Raw genomic sequence first — 20,900 nt, 5'->3', positions numbered from 1 at the left:
CGCGACACACCGGTATGGCAAAGATCGCGCCATTCCATGCCCGCATCACCCCCTTGCTCGCCGACGAAGCGGCGCGCCCCAGGAAGGAACTCTCGACAGTGAAGCTTCAGCGCAAGAACCGGGTTCGCGCCCTCGCCGTTGGCGCTCTCGCCGTCTCCGGTGCCCTGGCCCTGTCCGCGTGCGGCTCCGACGACACCACCGGTGCCGGCGGCGGTGGCGCCGCCAAGCCGGCCAACATCAAGTGCGACGGCAAGGGCAAGCTGCTCGCGTCCGGCTCGTCCGCGCAGAAGAACGCCATGGACGTCTGGGTGCAGGCGTACTCGGGTGCCTGCAAGGGCACCGAGATCAACTACCAGCCGACGGGCTCCGGCGCCGGCGTGACCACCTTCCTGCAGGGCCAGACGGCCTTCGCCGGCTCCGACTCGGCCCTCAAGCCCGAAGAGGTCGCCAAGTCGAAGAAGGTCTGCAAGGGCGGCCAGGCCATCGACCTGCCGATGGTCGGCGGCCCGATCGCGGTCGGCTACAACGTCCCCGGCGTCGACAACCTGGTGCTGGACGCCAAGACCCTGTCGCAGATCTTCGACTCGAAGATCACCAAGTGGAACGACCCGGCGATCAAGGAGCTGAACCCGGGCGCCAAGCTCCCGGACCTCAAGATCCAGGCGTTCCACCGCTCCGACGACTCGGGCACCACCGACAACTTCACCAAGTACCTCAAGGCCGCCGGTGACTGGAAGCACGAGCCGGCGAAGAAGTGGGAGGGCGCGGGCGGCCAGGCGGCCTCCGGCTCGGCCGGCGTCTCCTCGCAGGTCAAGCAGACCAGCGGCGCGATCTCCTACTTCGAGCTGTCGTACGCCACGGCCGGCAAGATCGCCACGGCGAAGCTGAACACCGGCGCCAAGGCTCCGGTCGAGGCCACCGTCGACAACGCCTCCAAGGCCATCTCCGAGGCCAAGCAGGTCGGCAAGGGCGATGACCTGGCCCTGGACCTCAACTACACCACCAAGGCCGAGGGTGCCTACCCGATCACCCTGGTGACGTACGAGATCGCCTGCGACAAGGGCAACAAGGCCGCGACGCTGCCCGCCACCAAGTCCTTCCTGACCTACGTCTCCAGCAAGGACGGCCAGAACGCCCTCAAGGCGCTCGGCTACGCCCCGCTGCCCACCGAGATCGCCGACAAGGTCCGCGCGGCCGTCGCCAAGATCTCCTGACCCACCGGGCGGCGGCCCACAGGCCGCCCACGGTCCACCCAAAGGGGCCCCTTCGCCAGGGCCCCTTTCGGGCCGCCGCCCTTCCGGTGCACCGCCGCGCCAGGAGCCTCACCCGGCTCCGCAGACCGGAGAACCCATGAATACAGCTTCCTCGACAACTGATACGCCTCCGCCACCCCCCGCCGGCCGCACGGCCATATCGGGCAAGGCGGTCCGCCCCGGTGACCGGATCTTCCTCGGGCTCTCCCGGGGCTCCGGAATCGCCCTCCTGGTGATCATGGCCGCCATCGCGGGCTTCCTCACCTACCGCTCCGTGCTCGCCATCTCCGGCGACAAGGCCAACTTCTTCACCACCTGGGACTGGAACGCGAGCGGCACGGAGCCGAAGTTCGGCATCGCCGTGCTCGCCTTCGGCACCGTCGTCAGCTCCGTGATCGCGATGGTCATCGCGGTCCCGGTCGCGGTCGGCATCGCGCTGTTCATCTCGCACTACTCCCCGCGCAAGCTGTCCGCGGCGCTCGGCTACGTCATCGACCTGCTCGCCGCGGTCCCCAGCATCATCTACGGCCTGTGGGGCGCGCTCTTCCTCGTCCCGCATCTGACCGGCCTCTACACCTGGCTGGACGACTACCTCGGCTGGACCGGCGTCTTCGAGTACGGCGGCGGGGCGGCCCGTTCGCTGTTCACCGTCGGCATCCTGCTCGCGATCATGATCCTGCCGATCGTGACCAGCGTCAGCCGCGAGGTGTTCCTCCAGGTCCCGAAGATGCACGAGGAAGCCGCGCTGGCCCTCGGCGCCACCCGCTGGGAAGTCATCCGGATGTCGGTGCTCCCCTTCGGCCGCTCCGGCGTCATCAGCGCCTCCATGCTGGGCCTGGGCCGCGCGCTCGGCGAGACGATGGCCGTCGCCACGGTCCTGTCGCCGAGCTTCCTCATCAGCACCAGCCTGCTGGACCCGGGCGGCGGCACGTTCGCCCAGAACATCGCCAGCAAGTTCAGCGAGGCCGATCAGTTCGGCCAGGACGCCCTGATCGCCTCCGGTCTCGTCCTCTTCGTGATCACGCTGCTCGTCAACGGCGCGGCCCGCCTGATCATCGCCCGTCGCAAGGAGTACTCGGGAGCCGCCGCATGAGTATCACCACCGACCGCCCCGCGGTCTCCAACGGCGGCCGCCCGCTTCCGGTCTCCCTCAAGCAGGCCCGGCTGCCGCGCTGGACCCCGCCGGTCCTCGCGCTGGTCGCGGCCGGCGCCGGCTGCGGCATCGGCGTGGGCGCCGGCCTGGACAGCACGGTCCAGTGGGGCCTGGTCGCCGCCGCGCTCTTCGTCCTCGGCACGTTCGCGCTGTCCGCGGCCGTCGAGGGCGCCCGGCAGGCCAAGGACCGGCTGGCCACCTGCCTGGTCTGGATCGCCTTCCTGGCCGCCGTCGTCCCGCTGGCCTCCCTCCTGTGGGAGACCGTCAGCCGCGGCACCCGCGTCCTGGACGTCTACTTCCTGTCGCACTCGATGGGCACCACCCCGGACGCGCTGCCCGGCGGCGGTATCTACCACGCGATCGTCGGCACTCTGGAGCAGGTCGGCCTGGCCACCCTGATCGCCGCGCCGATCGGTCTGCTCACCGCGATCTACCTCGTCGAGTACGGCCGCGGCCGGCTCGCCAAGGCCGTCACCTTCTTCGTCGACGTGATGACCGGTATCCCGTCGATCGTGGCCGGCCTGTTCATCCTCTCCGTGTGGATCCTGATCCTCGGCTTCGGCCCGTCCGGCTTCGCCGGCGCGATGGCCCTGGCGATCCTGATGATGCCGGTCGTGGTCCGCTCCACCGAGGAGATGCTCAAGCTCGTCCCGAACGAGCTGCGCGAGGCCTCGCTGGCCCTCGGCGTGCCGAAGTGGCGCACCATCCTCAAGGTCGTCCTGCCGACGTCGGTCGGCGGCATCACCACCGGCGTGATGCTCGCCATCGCCCGTATCACCGGTGAGACCGCCCCCGTCCTGCTCCTGGTCTGGGGAGCGAAGACGATCAACAACAACCCCTTCGAAGACGCCCAGCAGTCGCTTCCGCTCTATGTGTTCCAGCAGTGGCAGCAGGGTTCCGAGGCCTCGTACGACCGCGCATGGGCCGCGGCACTGGTCCTCATCGCCTTCGTCATGATCCTCAACCTGGTGGCCCGCGGGATCGCCCGCTGGAAGGCCCCCAAGTCCGGCCGCTGACCAGCCGCGCCCCATTCGATGTGCGGCTCCGCCGCGTGAGAAAGAAGCAGTGATTTCCATGGCCAAGCGAATCGACGTCAGCGGCCTCTCCGCGTACTACGGCAGCCACAAGGCCATCGACGACATCTCGATGACCGTCGAGCCGCGCTCCGTGACCGCCTTCATCGGCCCGTCCGGCTGCGGCAAGTCGACGTTCCTGCGCACCCTGAACCGCATGCACGAGGTCACCCCCGGCGGCCGCGTCGAGGGCAAGGTGATGCTGGACGACGAGAACCTCTACGGCTCCGGGGTCGACCCGGTCGCCGTCCGCCGCACCGTCGGCATGGTCTTCCAGCGCCCCAACCCGTTCCCCACCATGTCGATCTTCGACAATGTCGCGGCCGGTCTGCGGCTCAACGGCTCGTACAAGAAGAGCGAGCTCAAGGAGATCGTCGAGCGGTCCCTCAAGGGCGCCAACCTCTGGAACGAGGTCAAGGACCGGCTGAACAAGCCCGGCTCCGGCCTCTCCGGCGGCCAGCAGCAGCGGCTGTGCATCGCCCGCGCCATCGCGGTCGAGCCGCAGGTGCTGCTGATGGACGAGCCCTGCTCGGCGCTCGACCCGATCTCCACCCTCGCCATCGAGGACCTGATCGGCGAGCTGAAGGAGCGCTTCACGATCGTCATCGTGACGCACAACATGCAGCAGGCCGCCCGTGTCTCGGACCGCACGGCGTTCTTCAACCTCGCCGCCGTCGGACAGCCCGGAAAGCTGGTCGAGATCGACGAGACCGAGCGGATCTTCTCCAACCCCTCGGTCCAGGCCACGGAGGACTACATCTCCGGCCGCTTCGGCTGAGCTGCGCAGCGCGGCCCGGCCACTCCGGCCGGGCCGCCCCCACCAGCGTCCTGCGGTGCTGCATGGCGGTGCCACCGCAAGGCGAAGGGCCCGCCCCCACTTCCCGGGGGGCGGGCCCGACTTTCTGTCCGCGTCAGGCGCCGGACGAGCCGTACGGCCGCGTCGGCGCCTGTGCTGCCGGCCGCTGTGCCGGCTGCCGTACGGCCGTGTCAGCCGAAGGCCAGCTCCACGATCCAGTACGCACCCGCCGCGACCAGCGCCGCGGCCGGCATGGTGATGAACCAGCCCATCACGATGTTCTTGGCGACGCCCCAGCGCACCGCGCGGGTGCCCTTGGTCGAGCCCACGCCCATGATCGCGGAGGTGATGACATGGGTGGTGGAGATCGGCGCGTGGAACATGAACGACGCGGTGTACATGACCGAGGCGGCCGTGGTCTCCGCGGCGAAGCCCTGCGGCGGGTCCAGCTCGATGATCCGGCGGCCCAGCGTGCGCATGATGCGCCAGCCGCCCGCGTACGTACCGAGCGAGAGCGTGATCGCACAGGCCAGCTTGACCCACAGCGGGATGGCCGCGTTCTGGTCCTCGACATCGGCGATGACCAGGGCCATCACCACGATGCCCATGGTCTTCTGGGCGTCCTGCAGACCGTGGCCGAGCGCCATGCCCGCCGCGGACACCGTCTGGGCTATCCGGAAGCCACGCTTGGCCTTGTGCGGATTGGCCTTCCGGAAGATCCAGAGGATGACGACCATCACCAGGAAGCCGAGCACCAGCCCGATGACGGGCGAGATGAACATCGGCAGGACGACCTTCTCGATCACCCCGGACCAGATCACGGTGGTGCCACCGGCGAGGGCCGCACCGACCATGCCGCCGAAGAGGGCGTGCGAGGACGACGACGGCAGACCGAAGTACCAGGTGACGAGGTTCCAGACCACCGCGCCGAGCAGCGCGGCGAAGAGGATGCCCATCCCCTTGCTGCCGTGCGGAGTGGAGATCAGCCCCTCACTGACGGTCTTGGCGACACCGCTGCCCAGGAAGGCACCGGCGAGGTTCATGACCGCGGCCATCGCCAGCGCCGCCCGCGGGGTCAGCGCCCGCGTCGAGACCGAGGTCGCGATGGCGTTCGCGGAGTCGTGGAAGCCGTTGGTATAGGTGAAACCGAGCGCGACCGCAATGGTCACGACGAGCGCGAAGGTGTCCATGGGCGGCGCTCAGGACTCCTTGACCGCGATGGTCTCGACGGTGTTGGCGACGTGCTCGAAGGCGTCCGCAGCCTCTTCCAGGATGTCCACGATCTGCTTGAGCTTGAGGACCTCGATGGCGTCGTACTTGCCGTTGAAGAGGTGCGCCAGCAGCTTGCGGTGGATCTGGTCGGCCTGGTTCTCCAGACGGTTGACCTCGATCCAGTACTCGGTGAGGTTCGACATCGTGCGCAGGTTCGGCATCGCCTCGGCGGTCAGCTCCGCCGCCCGCGCCAGCACCTCGATCTGCTGATCGATGCCCTTCGGCAGTTCCTCGACCTTGTAGAGGACGACCAGATCGACGGCCTCCTCCATGAAGTCCATGATGTCGTCGAGCGACGAGGCGAGGTTGTAGATGTCCTCGCGGTCGAACGGCGTGATGAACGAGGAGTTCAGCTGGTGGAAGATCGCGTGGGTCGCGTCATCCCCTGCGTGCTCCGCGGCGCGCATCCGCTCGGCGATCTCGGCCCGCGCGGAGGCGTCCGCCCCGAGCAGTTCCATCAGGAGCTTGGAGCCCGTGACGATGTTGTCCGCGGAGGCGGCGAACATGTCGTAGAAGCTCGTCTCCCTGGGGGTCAGACGAAAACGCACGTGAAATCCTCGGGGTGCATCGGATTCGGTCGAGTTGATGCTAGGCGCATCATCCAGCCACTGCTAACCGGCATTCCATCAGTGTGGCCCATCGTGCAGCATGCTCTGCACGGGGTACCACAGGTGCCCGCAAAGTTCGGTAGCATATACCCACCAGGGGTATACAGATCGCCGAGATTCCACGGGAGACGGCCATGACGAGCACGGACGCCGACACCGGCGGCAGCACCGCAGCCGCCGCGGCCGACCACCCCCGGAAGCCGGCCCCCGACACCCGAAGCGACGTTCAAACCGTGACCCACACCGCAGAGACTTCGCCGTCGGCCGGTAAACATGGCTACGCACAGCAGAAGGACGCACACATCAAGCGACTGCGGCGGATCGAGGGGCAGATCCGCGGACTGCAGCGGATGCTCGAAGAGGATGTCTACTGCATCGACATACTCACCCAGGTCTCGGCGAGCACCAAGGGCCTGCAGTCCTTCGGCCTCCAGCTCCTGGAGGAGCATCTGCGGCACTGCGTCGCCGACGCGGCCGTCCAGGGCCCCGAGGCCATCGACGCCAAGGTCCAGGAAGCCACCAAGGCCATCGAGCGGATGCTGCGCACCTGAGCCTGCGGGCTCCGCGTCAGCCGGGGCACCGTCCGGCGGGACCGGTCCGGGGCGGCACCCGCTCCGCGCGGCCGCCGTCCTCCCCGTCGACCTCCAGCACCTCGTCGATACGGTCCGGGCTGAGCCGATCCTCGCTCGCGGCCGCGGCCGCGATCATCAACTCACCGGTCAGGTCGATCTCGACGAGGGCTACGTGGTCCTGAACCGTCGTAGGGCGGTGTCCGGGCACGTACCACACCTCCTCCTTCGAGCGCCTTCCCACGCCTGGGGTGGTTACCGCAAGCCTAGGGACGGGCGCAGGCTCGGCGCATGGCACGGATGGACCATTTCCGCCATCCGGCAAGCACCCCCGTCATATGCCCCGCCCGCGGCACGCGGCCTCATGACGTGGGCGACGCGATCTTCCCTGCATAGATGTCCCGTTCGTCCGGAAGCCGCACCGCGACCTTCGTCCCGAAACGGGAGAGTTCCGTCGTGGAGGTCACCGCGGCCCCCTGCGGCGCGCCGTTGGCGAAACGGAACCACTGGCGCACCTTGCGCAGCCGCCCGGCGTCGTCCAGATACGCGTCGAACGGCACCTCGTCGGTGGTGAATCCGCCCTCCGCGGCGCGCAGCGCGGGTCCGGTGCGCGGTGACGCCGCCGCGGCGGCCGCCCCGATGTCCGTCGTCCCGTGGTAGTGCCGCACCCGGACGCCGTCCAGCCACTCCTCGCCCTGATACGTCACCTCCCGTGCGCCGCGCAGCAGTTCGGCGGCGGCCAGCGGATCGGTCGCGCCGCCGGTGACCAGATTCCCGTCGGCCAGCGCGGCGGTGGCCACCCGCACCCACTTGTCGGCGGGCACCCCGGCGCCGCGGTTCTTCATGAACAGCGCACCGGGCGCGAGGATCTCCGTGATGGGCTCATGGCCGCCGTCGGGCCGGCCCGCCGGATCGGGGAGCACCACCCGCAGCCGCCCGGTGCTGGTGGCGAAGTCGTAGCCGCCGGTGCCGCGGATGGCGACGAGGGTGCCGCCGCTGACGGTCTCCATGGCCGTGCGGACCGTGGCGGAGCCGGCCCGCACCAGGGCGTCGGCGCTGTCCCGGACCTCCGCGGCGGCGGGGGCGGCCCGGCCGGCCGGCTCCTGGTCGTCGGCCGCGGCGCCGTCCGGGGAACAGCCCGATGTCAGCAGCCCGACCGCCAGACCCGTGCCGCACGCCATGGCCACGGCGACCGTGCCGCCGCCCCGCCTGTCCTGCACCACCATCGCGTACGAGCCCCCTCGGCCGCTGTCTTCGGGACCGGCCAGGTCCGGCCGGTCCGCTCGGGAGGGTCGAACGCTCCGCCGGCGCCGCATCCGGCGATTCGTCGACCGTTCCGTTCAACGACCGTCCAGGGGGCTCGTCACGCAACGGCACCTGGGGCGCGTAGCGTGAGCGGGTGCCCGACCGAGCCCCTCACGCGACCTCCACCACCGAACGCGGCGCCTTCTGCACGGCCCGCTGCGACTGCGGCTGGCGGGGACCGGCCCGCCGCGCCCGCTCACAGGCGCGTACGGACGCGGAGCGCCATCTGGCCAATGTCCGGGCCGGATCGGACGCCGCCGACGACGGAAACGGGCGCCCGCTGGAATGAGGAAGTCCGTTCCTGGAACCCCTCACGCCCCTGCCGCATCTGCCTAGTCAGGGAAGCAAGGCACCGCGCCGCCAACGGACTTCGAGGACAGCACCGGACAGCGCGGAGCATTACCGGGCACAGCGGGACGCGAGGGGCAGCGCGTCGCCGCGCCCGTCCGGTGCGGGTTCCCGGCACGCGCCCCGCGAACAGCGGCCGGGCCACCGGTCGGCGGGGCAGGACCGTTCGACATCGAAGGGGATTCATCCCAGTGAAGCGGCGCACACTCCTGCAGGCCGGCGGCGGACTGGCGGCGACCTCGTTCGCCCTGGCCACCGGCTGCGACAAGAAGACCGCTGCGGCGGGCCCGGCCTCCGCCACGGAGGCCGCGGCCGGCAGCGCGGCACGGACCAACGCGGCGTCGGCGGCGGGGGGCGCCGCCAAGGGCCGTGCCTCCCGGTCCGCCTGGAGCGCGCTGGGCAAGAGCCTGGACGGCAAGCTGGTGCAGGCCTCCGACGCCGCGTACGCGAGCGCCCGGCGCCTCTACAACACCCGTTACGACACGCTGAAGCCGTCGGCCATCGCCTATGTCGAGCACCCGGCGGACATCGCCGAATGCCTCGCCTTCGCCCGGCGTTACGACACCCCGCTCGCCATCCGCAGCGGCGGCCACTCCTACGCGGGCTGGTCCAGCGGCAACGGCAAGCTCATCGTCGACGTCTCCGCGCTCTCCAAGGTGGGCACGCCGTCCGGCGGCGTCACCCGCATCGGCGCCGGCGCCAAGCTCATCGACGTCTACGAGGGCCTGGGCAAGCACGGCGTGACGATACCCGGGGGCTCCTGCCCCACCGTCGGGATATCCGGCCTCACCCTCGGCGGCGGCCACGGTGTGGCCTCCCGCGCCTACGGGCTGACCTGCGACAGCCTCGTCGGCGCCACCCTGGTCACCGCGGACGGCAAGACCGTCGACTGCGACAAGAAGCAGCACGCCGACCTCTTCTGGGCGCTGCGCGGCGCCGGCAACGGCAACTTCGGCGTGGTCACCGAGCTCCGCTTCCGTACGCATCCGGCGCCCCGCTCGGTGATGGCGTATCTGACCTGGCCGTGGTCCAAAGCGGCGAAGGTCGTGGCCTCCTGGCAGAAGTGGGGGCCGGTGCAGGCCGACGAGATATGGTCCGCGTGCCATCTCGACGCGCGCCCCGGCGGCACCCCGTCCGTCTCTGTCGCGGCCTTCTCCCTGGGCAGCTACGGCGATCTGAAGAACGCCCTCGACAAGCTCGCCGACCAGCCGGGCGGCCCCGGCCCCGCCAAGAGCGTCCATCTGACGCCGACCGGCTACCTGGACGCGATGGAGTCCTACGCGGGCTGCTCGACCAAGTCCACCGCCCAGTGCCACACGCCGGGTTCGCTGCCCGGCCAGAACGGCGCCGGCCAACTGGGCCGCGAGACCTACGCCGCCCGCTCGCACTTCTTCGACCGCTCGCTGTCCGCGGCCGGCATCCGCACGCTGATGGACCAGATCGAGGCGGGCGGCCGCAAGGGCGTCGGCGGGAACGTGGCGCTGACGGCACTGGGCGGTGCGATCAACCGCGTCGGGAGCACCGACACCGCCTTCGTGCACCGCGGCTCGCGGTTCCTCGCCCAGTACTTGGCGTCCTGGCCGGCGAACGGCTCGCCCGGCACGCGCACAGCGTGGCTGAATTCCTTCCATGACGCGATGCAGCGGTACTCCTCGGGAGCCGCCTACCAGAACTACACCGACCCCGGCCTCACCAACTGGAAGTCCGCCTACTACGGCGCCGCGGCCGGCCGTCTCGCCGAGGTCAAGCGGACCTACGACCCGCAGCGGCTGTTCAGCACCTTCCCGCAGGCCCTCTGAGCCCGCACCGTCCGCCGGCGGACACACGGACGGCCCGGTCCCCGCGAGGGGCCGGGCCGTCTGCATCCGCCAGGTCAGAGTTGCCGGGGCGGACCGTCCGTTGCGTTCCGGACGGCCCGGCCCTCAGGCCGCCAGATCCTTGTCCCGCTCCTTGTGTCCGCCCCGCATCGCCGAGCCTGTGGCCACCACCCGGCTGCCCTCGCCGTCCGGCCCCGCGCCCGTCTCGGCGCCCGGCGCACACACCAGCCACGCCAGCTTCGAGCGGCTGATCGCCGTCGTCAGCGGCACCAGCAGCGCCTGCGCGAGCGGCGCCAGCAGCAGCGCGACGGCGGTGCCCAGGGCAAAGCCGCCGACCACGTCGGTCGGGTAGTGCACGCCCATGTAGACGCGGCAGAAGCCCTCGGCGAGCGCCAGCAGAATGCCGATCAGGCCGAACTTCCGGTGGGCGATGAACAGCCCGACGCCGACCGCCATGGTGAGCGTGGCGTGGTCGCTCACGAACGAGAAGTCGCTCTTGCCGGGGATCAGTACTTCCAGTCCGGCGTGGTCCTTGAACGGCCGCGGCCGCTCGACGAACGACCGGATCGGGATATTGGCCAGCAGCGCGATGCCCGCGGCCAGCGGCGCCCACACCAGGCCCGCGACGGCGGCCGGGGCACCCGGCCGGCGGCGCGCGGACCACCAGGCGACCAGACACAGCACGGCGAGGGCGGCGATGATGCCGTACTCACCGATGTACTCCATGGCCTTGTTGACCCAGTGGGGGGCGTCCTTCGCGAGGCCGTTGATGCCGTCGAGCACGTCGACGTCAGGATTCGGCCCCTCGAATGCGAGTCCAGCCATCTGCAGCGGCCCCTTATCTTTCGCGCGCGCGAGCGCCTTCGTGTGCTGCCTGCCCCCGTGGTCGTCGAGCGTGTGCTGTGTCAAGCGCTGCTACGTCACCACGCCAAGGAAACGCGATGCCCGGGCCTGGCGTTCCACTCTCCACCGGATGATCACCAGGACGTTATCGAAGCTTGACTCATCACCGCAGTTCAGGGCCCTATGTTCACGCAGCGTTCGTACCGGGCAGCGCTTTTGCGCCATCCGACGTGACGCGGGTCGCGCCGATGTAATCCGGCGTATCGATCTTGTCGAACCGGATCCGGGCCCCGGTGTACGGCGCGTTGATCATGTACCCGCCTCCCACATAGATCCCCACGTGATGGATCGAGCGCGGGTCCTTCAGGTCGTAGGCGAAGAACACCAGATCACCCGGGAGCAGCTCGTTCCGCTTCGGGTGCGGTCCGGCGTTCCACTGGTCGTTCGCCACCCGGGGCAGCTCGATGCCCACGGAGTGGTACGCGGCCTGGGTCAGCCCGGAGCAGTCGAACCGGCCGCCCTGCGCCGCGGTGCCCGTGCCGCCCCACAGATAGCGCGTACCGAGCTTCTGCTGGGCGAAGTAGATGGCGCCCGCCGCCTGCCGCGACGGCTCCACCCGCCCCACCGGCGCCTCGAAGCTCTTGGCCAGCGTCGTGATCGTCTTCACGTAGTTCTGCGTCTCGCGGTACGGCGGCACGCCGTTGTACTGGATGACGCGATAGGCCCCGGCGTTGTAGGCGGCGAGCATGTTGTGGGTGGCGTTGCCGGGCGCGCGCTTCACATAGCTGGCCAGCTCGCAGTCGTACGAGGCGGCCGACGGAATCGCGTCCTCCGGGTCCCACACGTCCTTCTTGCCGTCACCGTTCCCGTCGACGCCGTGGGTCTGCCAGGTCCCCGGGATGAACTGCGCCATACCCTGCGCGGCCGCCGGGCTCTGCGCCTTGGGGTTCCAGCCGCTCTCCTGGTAGAGCTGCGCCGCCAGCAGCGCGGGACTTATCGCCGGACAGAGCTGCCCCCACTTCTGCACCAGCTGCTGGTACTCGGCCGGCACCGAGCCCTTCGCCAGCCCGAGCGCCCGCCCGCCGGCCCCGGCCAGCCCGGCCGCCGCCATATACGTACCGATCACGAGCAGCCCGAGCAGGCAGAGCACCAGCCCCGCCCCGAGCCCACCGGCCACCCAGAATTTCCGCACCCCCCAACCCTCCCCCATTCAGCCCCGGTTCACTGCCCTTTTCCGGCCGCTCCCCGCGCGCGCCGCCCCGCCGGGTGCCGCACGGCGGCGCATGACGCGGCGCAGGGGGCGCTCCGGCCGGGGTGTGATTCCGCACACGGTGCCGCTCCGTACACCGCCGGACGGGCTACGGGCATTCCGGCGCGCCGGACCGGCCACGGGTGCTCCCGATGATCATTGCCCAGGGTTATCCCCCGTGATACACACGGTGAGACCAGTCGGTTGAATGAAGAGCGTGCACCCACAGGCACACGCCACCCGCACGGGATCCTTCAAAGAAAGCCGCCAAGTCGACAGCTGACGGTCCATTTGTCAGCGAAGATAGAGGCTGACCTGCGCCACGCCGGTGCGGGGAGACAACACCCATCAAGGGGCGGTGAGTTCACACATGTTCATTGCGGCCGAAAAAGGCGACATCACCACCATCATCGGCGGAATCGCCCCGGACTGGGGGCCGTTCGGGAGCCTGGGCAACGAGGCCCGCGTGATGATCGAAGTCATCATGGCGGTGGCGATCCTGCTGTGCCTCGGCATCGCGATCTGGGGCGCCGCCAAACAGCGCATCGGCGCCACCGCGCTGCGCGACACCTTCAGCGCCGAACAGGGCAAGGGCCTGATCGTGGCCGGCCTGACCGGCGTCTTCATCATCGGCTCCCTGGGGACGCTGTTCACCATCGTCTACGGCATGGCGGTCTAGGCCACCCCTGAGACCGCCCTGCCGCCGCCGGGCCGCCCGTATGGCGCACCCGGGTCACCGCCCTTCCCCGCGCCGCCCCCTGTGCGCCCCCGCCCGCCTTCTCTCCGCCGCCCCGTGCCCCCACTCGCTCCCACCGGCCCCACCTCCCCTGCCGAGGCCACATGCTGACGCCCGCTCACGCCGGCCCGACGGAACCGCGGCACGCCCTCGCCACCCCCGCCACCAGCGGCCCGATTGGGCCGAGCGCTGCGCGGGGACAGGTGGATCCGGGGGCAAGAAGGCGACCGGCGACCGCGGAGCAGGCGATGCGCACAAATAACCCACAGTCCCCCATTCGCCTCTGCCGTACCGCATCTGAGGACCCGTCACGGTGAGATGTACTCGTACCGCTGCACCCGAGCCGCCGCCCGCGCGGCTACGGTCATATGAGGGCGGCACAACTACGGCACGCACGCGACGGCGGGCAGAGGGGGCACAGGCGCGATGAGTCTCAGTGACGACGGCGGCTACGGCGGCGACGGCCACCGTGGTCCCGAGACGGGCCAGACCCGGACCAGACTTCCCGACAACGACGGCGACGGCTACGGCTCGGGACGGCGCTCCCGTACCGGCATGTCCAGCCGCAACCTGGTCACGATCGTCGGCGTGATCGTCCTGCTGCTCGCGGCCATCGCCTTCGCCAACCGTGGCGGAAGCGGCAACAGCGAAACCGCGACCGACTCCCCCAAGGCCCCCGGCCGCGCGCAGCCCACGGCCCCGACCGGCACCAAGGCCGTCAGCGGGAAGACCGGCGGCATCGCCTCGGGGTTCGCCAAGACGGAGCAGGGGGCGCAGTCGGCGGCGGCGAATTTCGCCGTGGCGCTGGGGTCCTCGGACATGTTCCAGCGGGACCAGCGGCACAAGATCGTCAACACCGTCATGGCGCCGTCGGCCGCCGCCGCGCTCCAGAACAAGCTCGATGACGTCTACGCACCGGACTTCTTCAAGGCCGTGGGGCTGAAGGCCGACGGAAGCACCCCGCCGGGGATGACCTTCGTCTCGCGCACGATCCCGGTCGGCACCAAGGTCAAGGACTTCGCGAAGGACCAAGCGACCGTCGAGGTGTGGTGCACGGGTCTTCTCGGCCTGGCCGGCGAGGGATCCGTCAAGCCCGTCACCACCAGTTGGTTCACCCTGACGATGAAGCTCGCCTGGACCGACAACGACTGGAAGACGCTGACCCGCTCTCAGAAGGACGGCCCCGCACCGGTCAGCGGGGACGTTCCCGCCTCCGGGGCGAAGGACATCGCGGGCGCGGTCCAAGGCTACGGAGGTTTCACGTATGCCCGGTAGGCCCCTGCACCGTCGTGCGGCCTCGGTCGTCACCGTATTGGCAGCCGTACAGACCTGGGTCTTCCTGCTCGCGACACGCGCCATGGCCGCGCCGGAGCCCGACCCGGGGCCGGCCTCGGAACGCTGCAAGCTCCTCAGCGGCCCGGCCCTGCAGCTCTGCCGGCAACGCAACGAGTCCGGCGGCGGCTCATCGCCCACCAATCCCCTCGACAACAACCCCCTAGACCCCCTCGAATCCCTGGCCAAAGGCTGTGCCAAAGCCGCCGCCTGGATCGTCACGAAGCTGTCGGACGCGGTGAAGGCCACCTCCCAGGTGGACTTCACCAACGCCGCGTTCCTGCGGCAGTACGCCGTCGTCTTCGCCGCCTCCACCGTGCTCACGCTCGTCCTGTGGCTGCTGGCCGTCGCCAAGCGCGCGGTGCGCGGCGTCCGGCTGACGGAGGCGATCAGCGAGGCGGTCGGGTTCCTCTGGCTGACCGTGCTCGCCTCCGCCTTCACCCCGCTCATCCTCTACACCATCGTCTCGGCGACCGACGGGGTCACCGAGATCATCGCGAAGGGGACCGGGGCGCAGACCGACACCTTCTTCGGGGCCTTCTCCCAGGCGCTGACGAAGGGCACGGACATCGGCGGCGGCCCGATCATGCTGATCGTGGTGTCGCTGGTCTCCGTATTGGCCGCCGGTGTGCTCTGGCTGGAACTGGTGATCCGGGCCGCGCTGCTGTACGTCGGGGCGCTGCTCGGCACGGTCGTCTATGCCGGGCTCGTCGACAAGAACATGTGGGGCCACGTCCGCCGCTGGGCGGGCATCATGATCGCGGTGATCCTGGTGAAACCGGTCATCGTGATCGTGCTCGGCGTCGCCGGCGCGCTCTCCCACGACAAGGGCCCGAACGCCTTCTCCGCGGTCGTCTCCGGCCTCTCGATCATCGTCCTCGCCATCTTCGCCAGCGCGGTGATCTACCGCTTCGTCCCCGGCTTCGGCGACGAGATGGTCTCGGCCCGTACGAACAAGGGCCGGGCCACCGACGGCAGCCAGGCTGCCGCGATGATCTCCTCGCCCGCCGCGCTGGTGTCCCAGGGCATCAAGACCCACAGCTCCCGCCGGTCCGGCGGCGACGGCGGACAGCAGCCGCAGGGCGGCCAGTCCCGGCCCGCCGACGCGGTGGCCGGCGGCGTCGCCGCGCACAGCTCCCGCGGCGGCGGCCGCGCCCCGGCACCCGCCACCCCCGCTCCCCGTGCCAACCCCAGCCCCGGCAGCAGTTCCCGCTCCGGCAAGACCGCAGGAGGTGAGGGGCGTTGAGTACGCAGTCCCACCCGATCGCCCCGCGCCGTACCTATCTGATCGGCCGCGCCCGGCCCAACGCCATCGTCGGCAAGAACCGCGAGACCGGTGAGATCGCACTGATCATCGCGGGCGCGTTCCTCGGCATGATGTGCGGCCTGCTGGTGCCCATGCTGCCGCTGCGGATCGTGTCCCTGACCGGCTTCCCGCTCCTGGGGCTCGCCCTCGTCTACGTGCCGTACAAGGGCCGCACGTTCTACAAGTGGTTCGAGATCCGGCGCAGCTTCCGCCGGACGGTCCGCCGCGGCGCCACCTACCGCTCCGGCGCCGCCGAGGCGGGCGTCCGGCTGGACGGCCGGGAGGTCGAGATCGGCCCGCCGCCCGGCATCGGCCGGATCAACTGGCTCTCCGCCCCCTTCGGCCCGGACGAGATCGCGGTGCTGCTGCACGCCGACCGCAAGACGGTGACGGCGGCCATCGAGATCGAGGGCCCCGGCGTCGGCCTGCGGGACAGCGAGGACCAGGAGGCGCTGGTCGACCGTTTCGGGACGCTGCTCAAGCATGTGGCCAACGGGGACGGCTTCGTGACCCGGCTGCAGATGCTGGCCCGTACGCTCCCCGCCGACCCGGACGCCCACGCCAAGGACGTCGCCCAGCGCGGCGACAAGAGCTCCCCCGGCTGGCTGCAGGAGTCCTACGACCAGCTCCAGTCGATGGTCTCCACCTCCTCCGAGCAGCACCGCGCCTACCTCGTCGCCTGTATGCACTACACCCGCGAGCTGGCCGCCGAGGCCCAGACCATGGCCCGCGCCGCACGGATGCACCAGGGCGGGCTGCTGCGCAAGAAGCTGGACCGGGACGCCGGACTCGCCGTGGTCATGGCCCGTGAACTCACCGACATCTGCGCCCGGCTCGCCGAGGCCGACATCCGGGTGCGCCAGCCGCTCGGCCAGGCACGGCTCGCCTCCCTCGTGCATTCCATGTACGACCCGGACCACCCCATCGACCACATCCAGGCGATGAGCAAGCGCAACGCCTGGCCGGCCGAACTGGACGCGATGGAGCCGACGTACCTCCAGGCCAAGACGCGGGAGTCGACGACCCGCGCGCCCTGGTGCCACGCCACCGCCTGGGTCAAGGAGTGGCCGCTGACCCCGGTGGGCGTCAACTTCCTCGCGCCCCTCCTGGTGCACACCCCCGATGTGATCCGTACGGTCGCGGTCTGCATGGACCTGGAGCCCACCGAGATCGCCATCGAGCGGATGCTGACGGAGAAGACCAACGACGACGCCGAGGCCAGCCGCGCGGCGAAGATGAACCGGGTGGTGGACCCGCGCGATGTCGCGCACCACGGCCGGGTCGACCAGCGCGGCGAGGACCTGGCCTCCGGCGCCGCCGGCGTCAACCTCGTCGGCTACCTCACGGTCTCCTCCCGCTCCCCCGAGGCGCTCGCCCGCGACAAGCGCACCATCCGCGCCTCGGCCGGCAAGTCCTACCTCAAGCTGGAGTGGTGCGACCGCGAGCACCACCGGGCGTTCGTCAACACCCTGCCGTTCGCGACCGGGATCCGCCGCTAAAGCCGCTGGGAGGCGCGTACGTCATGGCCATGCTCGACCCGATCGGAGCGCTCACCGAGGCGTTCACCAGCTTCCTGTTCGGGAAGGTGGAGACCACCCGGCTGCCCGTACGCACCTCCACCGGCCAGGCCCAGGCGGTGTATCTGCCCACCGCGGCCCCCGGCCTCGGCGACTCCGGCGTGATCATCGGCCGTGAGGTCTACAGCGGCAAGGGCTATATCTACGACCCCTTCCAGCTGTACGGACAGCAGTTGCCGGCCCCGCACTGGCTCGTCCTCGGCGAGTCCGGCAACGGCAAGTCCGCGCTGGAGAAGACCTACGTCCTGCGGCAGTTGAGGTTCCGGGACCGTCAGGTCGTGGTGCTGGACGCCCAGGGCGAGGACGGCGTCGGCGAGTGGAACCTCATCGCCCAGGAGCTGGGGATAACTCCCATCCGCCTGGACCCGACCGCCGCCCTCAACGGCGGCATCCGCCTCAACCCCCTCGACCCGTCGATCACCACCACCGGCCAGCTGGCCCTGCTGCGCACCATCATCGAGGTCGCGATGGGTCACGGCCTGGACGAGCGCTCCGGCTTCGCCCTCAAGGTCGCGCACGCCTACGTCACCGAGACCATCACCCACCGGCAGCCCGTCCTGACCGACATCGTCGAGCAGCTGCGGCACCCGGAGGCCGAATCCGCGGAGGCCATGAACGTCGACATAGACGACGTCCGGGCCTGGGGTCTGGACGTGGCGCTGGTCCTCGACCGCCTCGTCGACGGTGACCTGCGCGGCATGTTCGACGGACCGACGACGGCGGGCATCGACCTCGACGCACCGCTGATCGTCTTCGACCTGTCGCACATCGACCGCAACTCCATCGCGATGCCGATCCTGATGGCGATCGTCGGCGTCTGGCTGGAGCACACCTGGATCCGCCCCGACCGCAAGAAGCGCATCTTCCTGGTGGAAGAGGCCTGGCACATCATCAACTCCCCGTTCGTGGCCCAGCTCTTCCAGCGCCTGCTGAAGTTCGGCCGCCGGCTCGGCCTGTCCTTCGTCGCCGTCGTCCACCATCTCAGCGACGTGGTCGACGGCGCCGCCGCACGGGAGGCCGCGGCGATCCTCAAGATGGCCTCGACCCGCACCATCTACGCCCAGAAGGCCGACGAGGCACGCGCCACCGGCCGGGTCCTCGGCCTGCCACGCTGGGCCGTCGAGATCATCCCGACCCTCACCCCCGGCATCGCGGTCTGGGACGTCAACGGCAACGTCCAGGTCGTCAAACACCTCATCACCGAGGCCGAACGCCCGCTGGTCTACACCGACCGGGCGATGACCGAGGCCTCCGCCATCAGCGAGGCCTCCGCGATGCCGACGGACGAGGCGCGCGCCGTCCAGGCGGCGGCGGACGCCGAGGCGGAGGCGCGCGCCGAGGCCATGGCGATGGAGCGGCAGTGGAGAGACGAGTCGAGCGAGACGGTGGCGTGACCCACGGATACGACGACGCACGCGGCACGGGCCCGCACCGGGGGCGCGGCGTCCCCGACTCCCTGCTGGTCGGACTGCTCGCCTTCCTGCTGGGCCTGACCGTACTGGTGTGGACGGCGACCGGACTGGCCGGGCTCTTCGCCCACGGCGCCTGGCCCGCGGGCGTCACCTACTCCGGTACGCCGATGGCGCTGCGTCATCTGGTCTCCGCACCGCACGACATCTCCGCCGCCTGGCCCGACACCCCCAAGGGCCAGCTGTCCGGCTACGGCCTCTTCTGGGGCATCCTCATCGGCGAGCTGATGGTGCTGCTGGTCCTGGTGATCTTCACCCTCGGGACGGTCGCCCGCTACCGCGCCGTACGGGCTACCCGCCGGGCGAAGACCAAGGACGCACGGGCGGCCCGTCCGGCGGACCGGGAAGCACGAAGGGCACAGGAGGCCGCACGGGCCGCGCGGGAGGCCGCAGCGGCCCGGGAAGCCCTCCGGGAGACCGTCCCCGCCCCCCAGGAGCCCACGACCACCGCCGAGGACGCCCCCGCCACACCGGCCGTCCCCACCCCCTCGCCCCTCGCCCCCGTGACCGCCGGCCCCGTCCCGGAGCAGCGCACCGCGCCCCCGCTGTCCCCCGCCGCCGAAGCCACCGAACTCCCTCTCCCCCGCGTCCAGTTCACCACCGACCGCGCGACCGCCGTCGCCACCTCCGTCGCCACCGCGGCCGCCGCCCCGGGCCCGCTGATCGTCGCCACGACGGACCCCGCCGTCTGGGCCGAGACCAAGGACGCCCGCGCCAAACTCGGCCCGCTGCTGACCTACGACCCGGCCCACCGCCTCGACACCCCGGCCCGGCTCCGCTGGTCCCCGACCTCCGGCTGCACGGACCTCGCCACCGCCACCGACCGCGCCGCCGCCCTGCTGGCCCCCGTACGCCCGGCCGCCGCGCTGGATTCGGCGGTCGCGGACGCCGCCCAGACCCTGCTGCGCTGCTGGCTGCACGCCGCCGCGGTCGACGGCCGCCCGTTCCGCCAGCTGCACCGCTGGGCCCACGCCACCGGCGCCGCCCAGGAACCCGTACGCATCCTGCGCACCAGCCCCAAGGCCTCGGCCGGCCATGCCGGCGAACTGGAGTCGGTGCTCACCGCCCACCCCGAACGCCGGGAAGCCGCCCAGGCGTTGATCGGCCGGACGCTGACCGCGCTCTCCTCGATCCACATCCGGGACGCCTGCACGCCACTGCGAGCGGATTCGGTTCTCCTTGAATCATTCCTCGCCGAAGGGGGAACGCTGTACGTGGTAGGCGAGCCCCTCGAGGATCCGCGTACCGACCCGGGTGCGATGCCGTTGCTCACCGCACTCCTCTCGAACGTGGTCGAGCACGGCCGCCGCATGGCCGAACGGTCATCTGACGGTCGGCTCGACCCACCACTCACCCTCGTCCTGGACGACATCGCGGCCCTCGCCCCGCTGCCCGCCCTCCCCGGCCTCCTCACAACGGGCCGCGACCGCGGCCTGCTGACCCTGGCCACCATGCGCTCCCGCGAACAGGCCCGCGCCCGCTGGCCCCACCACTCACTCCCGGGCTGACCACCGCGCTATGCCCGCCGCAGCGCCATCTCCCGCTCCCTGGCTTCGGGGTCCTTCGGATCGGCCATGGTCCGCCCCGTCGCCGTGAACCCCAGCCCCCGGTAGAACGCCTCGGCCCGCGGGTTCTCCTCGTGCACCCACAGCCGTACGCGCTCCACCACCGGCTCGGTACGACCCCACGACCATCCGATCGCCGCCCGCAGCAACTCCCCCGCCAGCCCCGTCCCCCGGTGCTCGGGCCGCACATACACCCCGACCACATGCGTCTGCGGCACCTCTTCCGCCGTCTCGACGAGAGCCACCACCATCCCGGCCCAACCGCCGTCCACGGCCTCCCCGATGAACGTCACCACCGTCCGCCCCACAGCACTCATCGCCGCCCGCTGCCGCCAGAGCTCATCGGGCCGGCCCACACCGTCCTCGAAGGTCTCGTTGAACGCCACCCGCGCCACAGGATCCGCCAGCGCCGCCAGCCGCAACTCCTTCAGCCGCTCCCACTCGTCCGCCTTCACCGGCCTGATCACATATCCCATGCCCTTCAGCATCCCAGCGCCTTTCTCACCACTCGGCGCTTTTCTCACCACAAACGCGAAAAAGCCCCTCGGGAACTTTCGTTCCCAAGGGGCTTTCGCAAAATTTGTTCGGCGGCGTCCTACTCTCCCACAGGGTCCCCCCTGCAGTACCAT

Annotated in this window: 20 protein-coding genes; 13 read left to right on the top strand and 7 right to left on the bottom strand. The window is 70.6% G+C overall.

Annotated features, from left to right (window positions below):
* The first annotated feature begins 98 nt into the window (after positions 1–98).
* From pstS to pstB, 4 genes are all read left to right on the top strand, one after another.
* Positions 99–1,214, top strand: coding sequence for a phosphate ABC transporter substrate-binding protein PstS (pstS, locus tag ACFW5B_RS32100; protein ID WP_386447476.1), 1,116 nt, complete (start codon positions 99–101; stop codon positions 1,212–1,214).
* A 136-nt stretch (positions 1,215–1,350) separates the two neighbouring features.
* Positions 1,351–2,346, top strand: a complete 996-nt coding sequence (gene pstC, locus ACFW5B_RS32095; protein WP_386447474.1) for a phosphate ABC transporter permease subunit PstC — start codon at positions 1,351–1,353, stop codon at positions 2,344–2,346.
* A complete protein-coding gene (gene pstA / locus ACFW5B_RS32090) occupies positions 2,343–3,422 on the top strand; it encodes a phosphate ABC transporter permease PstA (protein WP_386447471.1) in 1,080 nt (359 codons plus the stop codon). The genes pstC and pstA overlap by 4 nt, the downstream gene beginning before the upstream one ends.
* A 58-nt stretch (positions 3,423–3,480) precedes the next feature.
* Entirely contained in the window at positions 3,481–4,257 is a 777-nt protein-coding gene (gene pstB, locus ACFW5B_RS32085) for a phosphate ABC transporter ATP-binding protein PstB (RefSeq protein WP_386447468.1), read from the top strand.
* 209 nt (positions 4,258–4,466) lie between these two features.
* Here the strand turns inward: pstB and ACFW5B_RS32080 are convergent, their stop codons facing one another.
* Together ACFW5B_RS32080 and ACFW5B_RS32075 are read right to left on the bottom strand one after the other, a co-directional pair.
* Positions 4,467–5,465: an anion permease gene (locus ACFW5B_RS32080; protein WP_386447465.1), complete on the bottom strand. Its 999-nt coding sequence runs from the start codon at positions 5,463–5,465 to the stop codon at positions 4,467–4,469.
* 9 nt (positions 5,466–5,474) lie between these two features.
* Positions 5,475–6,095 (bottom strand): DUF47 domain-containing protein, encoded by a 621-nt coding sequence (locus ACFW5B_RS32075; protein WP_129246676.1) that lies wholly within the window; start codon positions 6,093–6,095, stop codon positions 5,475–5,477.
* 194 nt (positions 6,096–6,289) lie between these two features.
* Between ACFW5B_RS32075 and ACFW5B_RS32070 the strand changes: the two genes are divergently transcribed.
* Positions 6,290–6,706 carry a metal-sensitive transcriptional regulator gene (locus ACFW5B_RS32070; RefSeq protein WP_386447461.1) on the top strand — a complete coding sequence of 139 codons (417 nt, stop codon included), beginning with the start codon at positions 6,290–6,292 and terminating at the stop codon, positions 6,704–6,706.
* A 16-nt stretch (positions 6,707–6,722) separates the two neighbouring features.
* Here the strand turns inward: ACFW5B_RS32070 and ACFW5B_RS32065 are convergent, their stop codons facing one another.
* Complete coding sequence (locus ACFW5B_RS32065) at positions 6,723–6,944, bottom strand: hypothetical protein (protein ID WP_386447538.1); 222 nt, start codon at positions 6,942–6,944, stop codon at positions 6,723–6,725.
* A gap of 142 nt (positions 6,945–7,086) precedes the next feature.
* The gene (locus ACFW5B_RS32060) at positions 7,087–7,950 is read right to left on the bottom strand and encodes a hypothetical protein (protein WP_386447458.1); all 864 of its coding nucleotides are present in this window, start codon (positions 7,948–7,950) and stop codon (positions 7,087–7,089) included.
* Positions 7,951–8,123: 173 nt separating this feature from the next.
* Here ACFW5B_RS32060 and ACFW5B_RS32055 point away from each other — a divergent pair, with 173 nt between their 5' ends.
* Entirely contained in the window at positions 8,124–8,318 is a 195-nt protein-coding gene (locus ACFW5B_RS32055; RefSeq protein WP_386447455.1) for a hypothetical protein, read from the top strand.
* 250 nt (positions 8,319–8,568) lie between these two features.
* Positions 8,569–10,176: an FAD-binding oxidoreductase gene (locus ACFW5B_RS32050; protein WP_386447452.1), complete on the top strand. Its 1,608-nt coding sequence runs from the start codon at positions 8,569–8,571 to the stop codon at positions 10,174–10,176.
* A 123-nt stretch (positions 10,177–10,299) separates the two neighbouring features.
* Here the strand turns inward: ACFW5B_RS32050 and ACFW5B_RS32045 are convergent, their stop codons facing one another.
* Positions 10,300–11,019, bottom strand: coding sequence for a phosphatase PAP2 family protein (locus tag ACFW5B_RS32045; RefSeq protein WP_386447450.1), 720 nt, complete (start codon positions 11,017–11,019; stop codon positions 10,300–10,302).
* A gap of 205 nt (positions 11,020–11,224) precedes the next feature.
* Positions 11,225–12,229, bottom strand: a complete 1,005-nt coding sequence (locus ACFW5B_RS32040) for an NlpC/P60 family protein (protein ID WP_386447447.1) — start codon at positions 12,227–12,229, stop codon at positions 11,225–11,227.
* A 427-nt stretch (positions 12,230–12,656) separates the two neighbouring features.
* Here ACFW5B_RS32040 and ACFW5B_RS32035 point away from each other — a divergent pair, with 427 nt between their 5' ends.
* From ACFW5B_RS32035 to ACFW5B_RS32010, 6 genes are all read left to right on the top strand, one after another.
* Complete coding sequence (locus ACFW5B_RS32035; protein ID WP_362611306.1) at positions 12,657–12,965, top strand: hypothetical protein; 309 nt, start codon at positions 12,657–12,659, stop codon at positions 12,963–12,965.
* A 483-nt stretch (positions 12,966–13,448) separates the two neighbouring features.
* Entirely contained in the window at positions 13,449–14,297 is an 849-nt protein-coding gene (locus ACFW5B_RS32030) for a hypothetical protein (protein WP_386447444.1), read from the top strand.
* A complete protein-coding gene (locus ACFW5B_RS32025) occupies positions 14,287–15,600 on the top strand; it encodes a hypothetical protein (protein ID WP_386447441.1) in 1,314 nt (437 codons plus the stop codon). The genes ACFW5B_RS32030 and ACFW5B_RS32025 overlap by 11 nt, the downstream gene beginning before the upstream one ends.
* The gene (locus tag ACFW5B_RS32020; protein WP_386447439.1) at positions 15,597–17,159 is read left to right on the top strand and encodes an SCO6880 family protein; all 1,563 of its coding nucleotides are present in this window, start codon (positions 15,597–15,599) and stop codon (positions 17,157–17,159) included. The genes ACFW5B_RS32025 and ACFW5B_RS32020 overlap by 4 nt, the downstream gene beginning before the upstream one ends.
* 29 nt (positions 17,160–17,188) lie before the next feature.
* Entirely contained in the window at positions 17,189–18,631 is a 1,443-nt protein-coding gene (locus ACFW5B_RS32015) for an ATP-binding protein (RefSeq protein ID WP_386447535.1), read from the top strand.
* On the top strand, positions 18,628–20,214 hold the full coding sequence (locus tag ACFW5B_RS32010) for a type VI secretion protein (protein WP_386447436.1): 1,587 nt from the start codon (positions 18,628–18,630) through the stop codon (positions 20,212–20,214). Before ACFW5B_RS32015 ends, ACFW5B_RS32010 begins: the two co-directional genes overlap by 4 nt.
* Positions 20,215–20,222: 8 nt before the next feature.
* Here ACFW5B_RS32010 and ACFW5B_RS32005 read toward each other — a convergent pair whose 3' ends face one another.
* Positions 20,223–20,759, bottom strand: coding sequence for a GNAT family N-acetyltransferase (locus ACFW5B_RS32005; protein ID WP_386447434.1), 537 nt, complete (start codon positions 20,757–20,759; stop codon positions 20,223–20,225).
* Positions 20,760–20,900 lie beyond the last annotated feature (141 nt).

This window comes from Streptomyces sp. NPDC058773 (assembly GCF_042746015.1).
Taxonomy (GTDB): domain Bacteria; phylum Actinomycetota; class Actinomycetes; order Streptomycetales; family Streptomycetaceae; genus Streptomyces.
The sequence above is the reverse complement of the archived record's forward strand: the minus strand, read 5'-3'. Positions and strand labels throughout refer to the sequence as shown.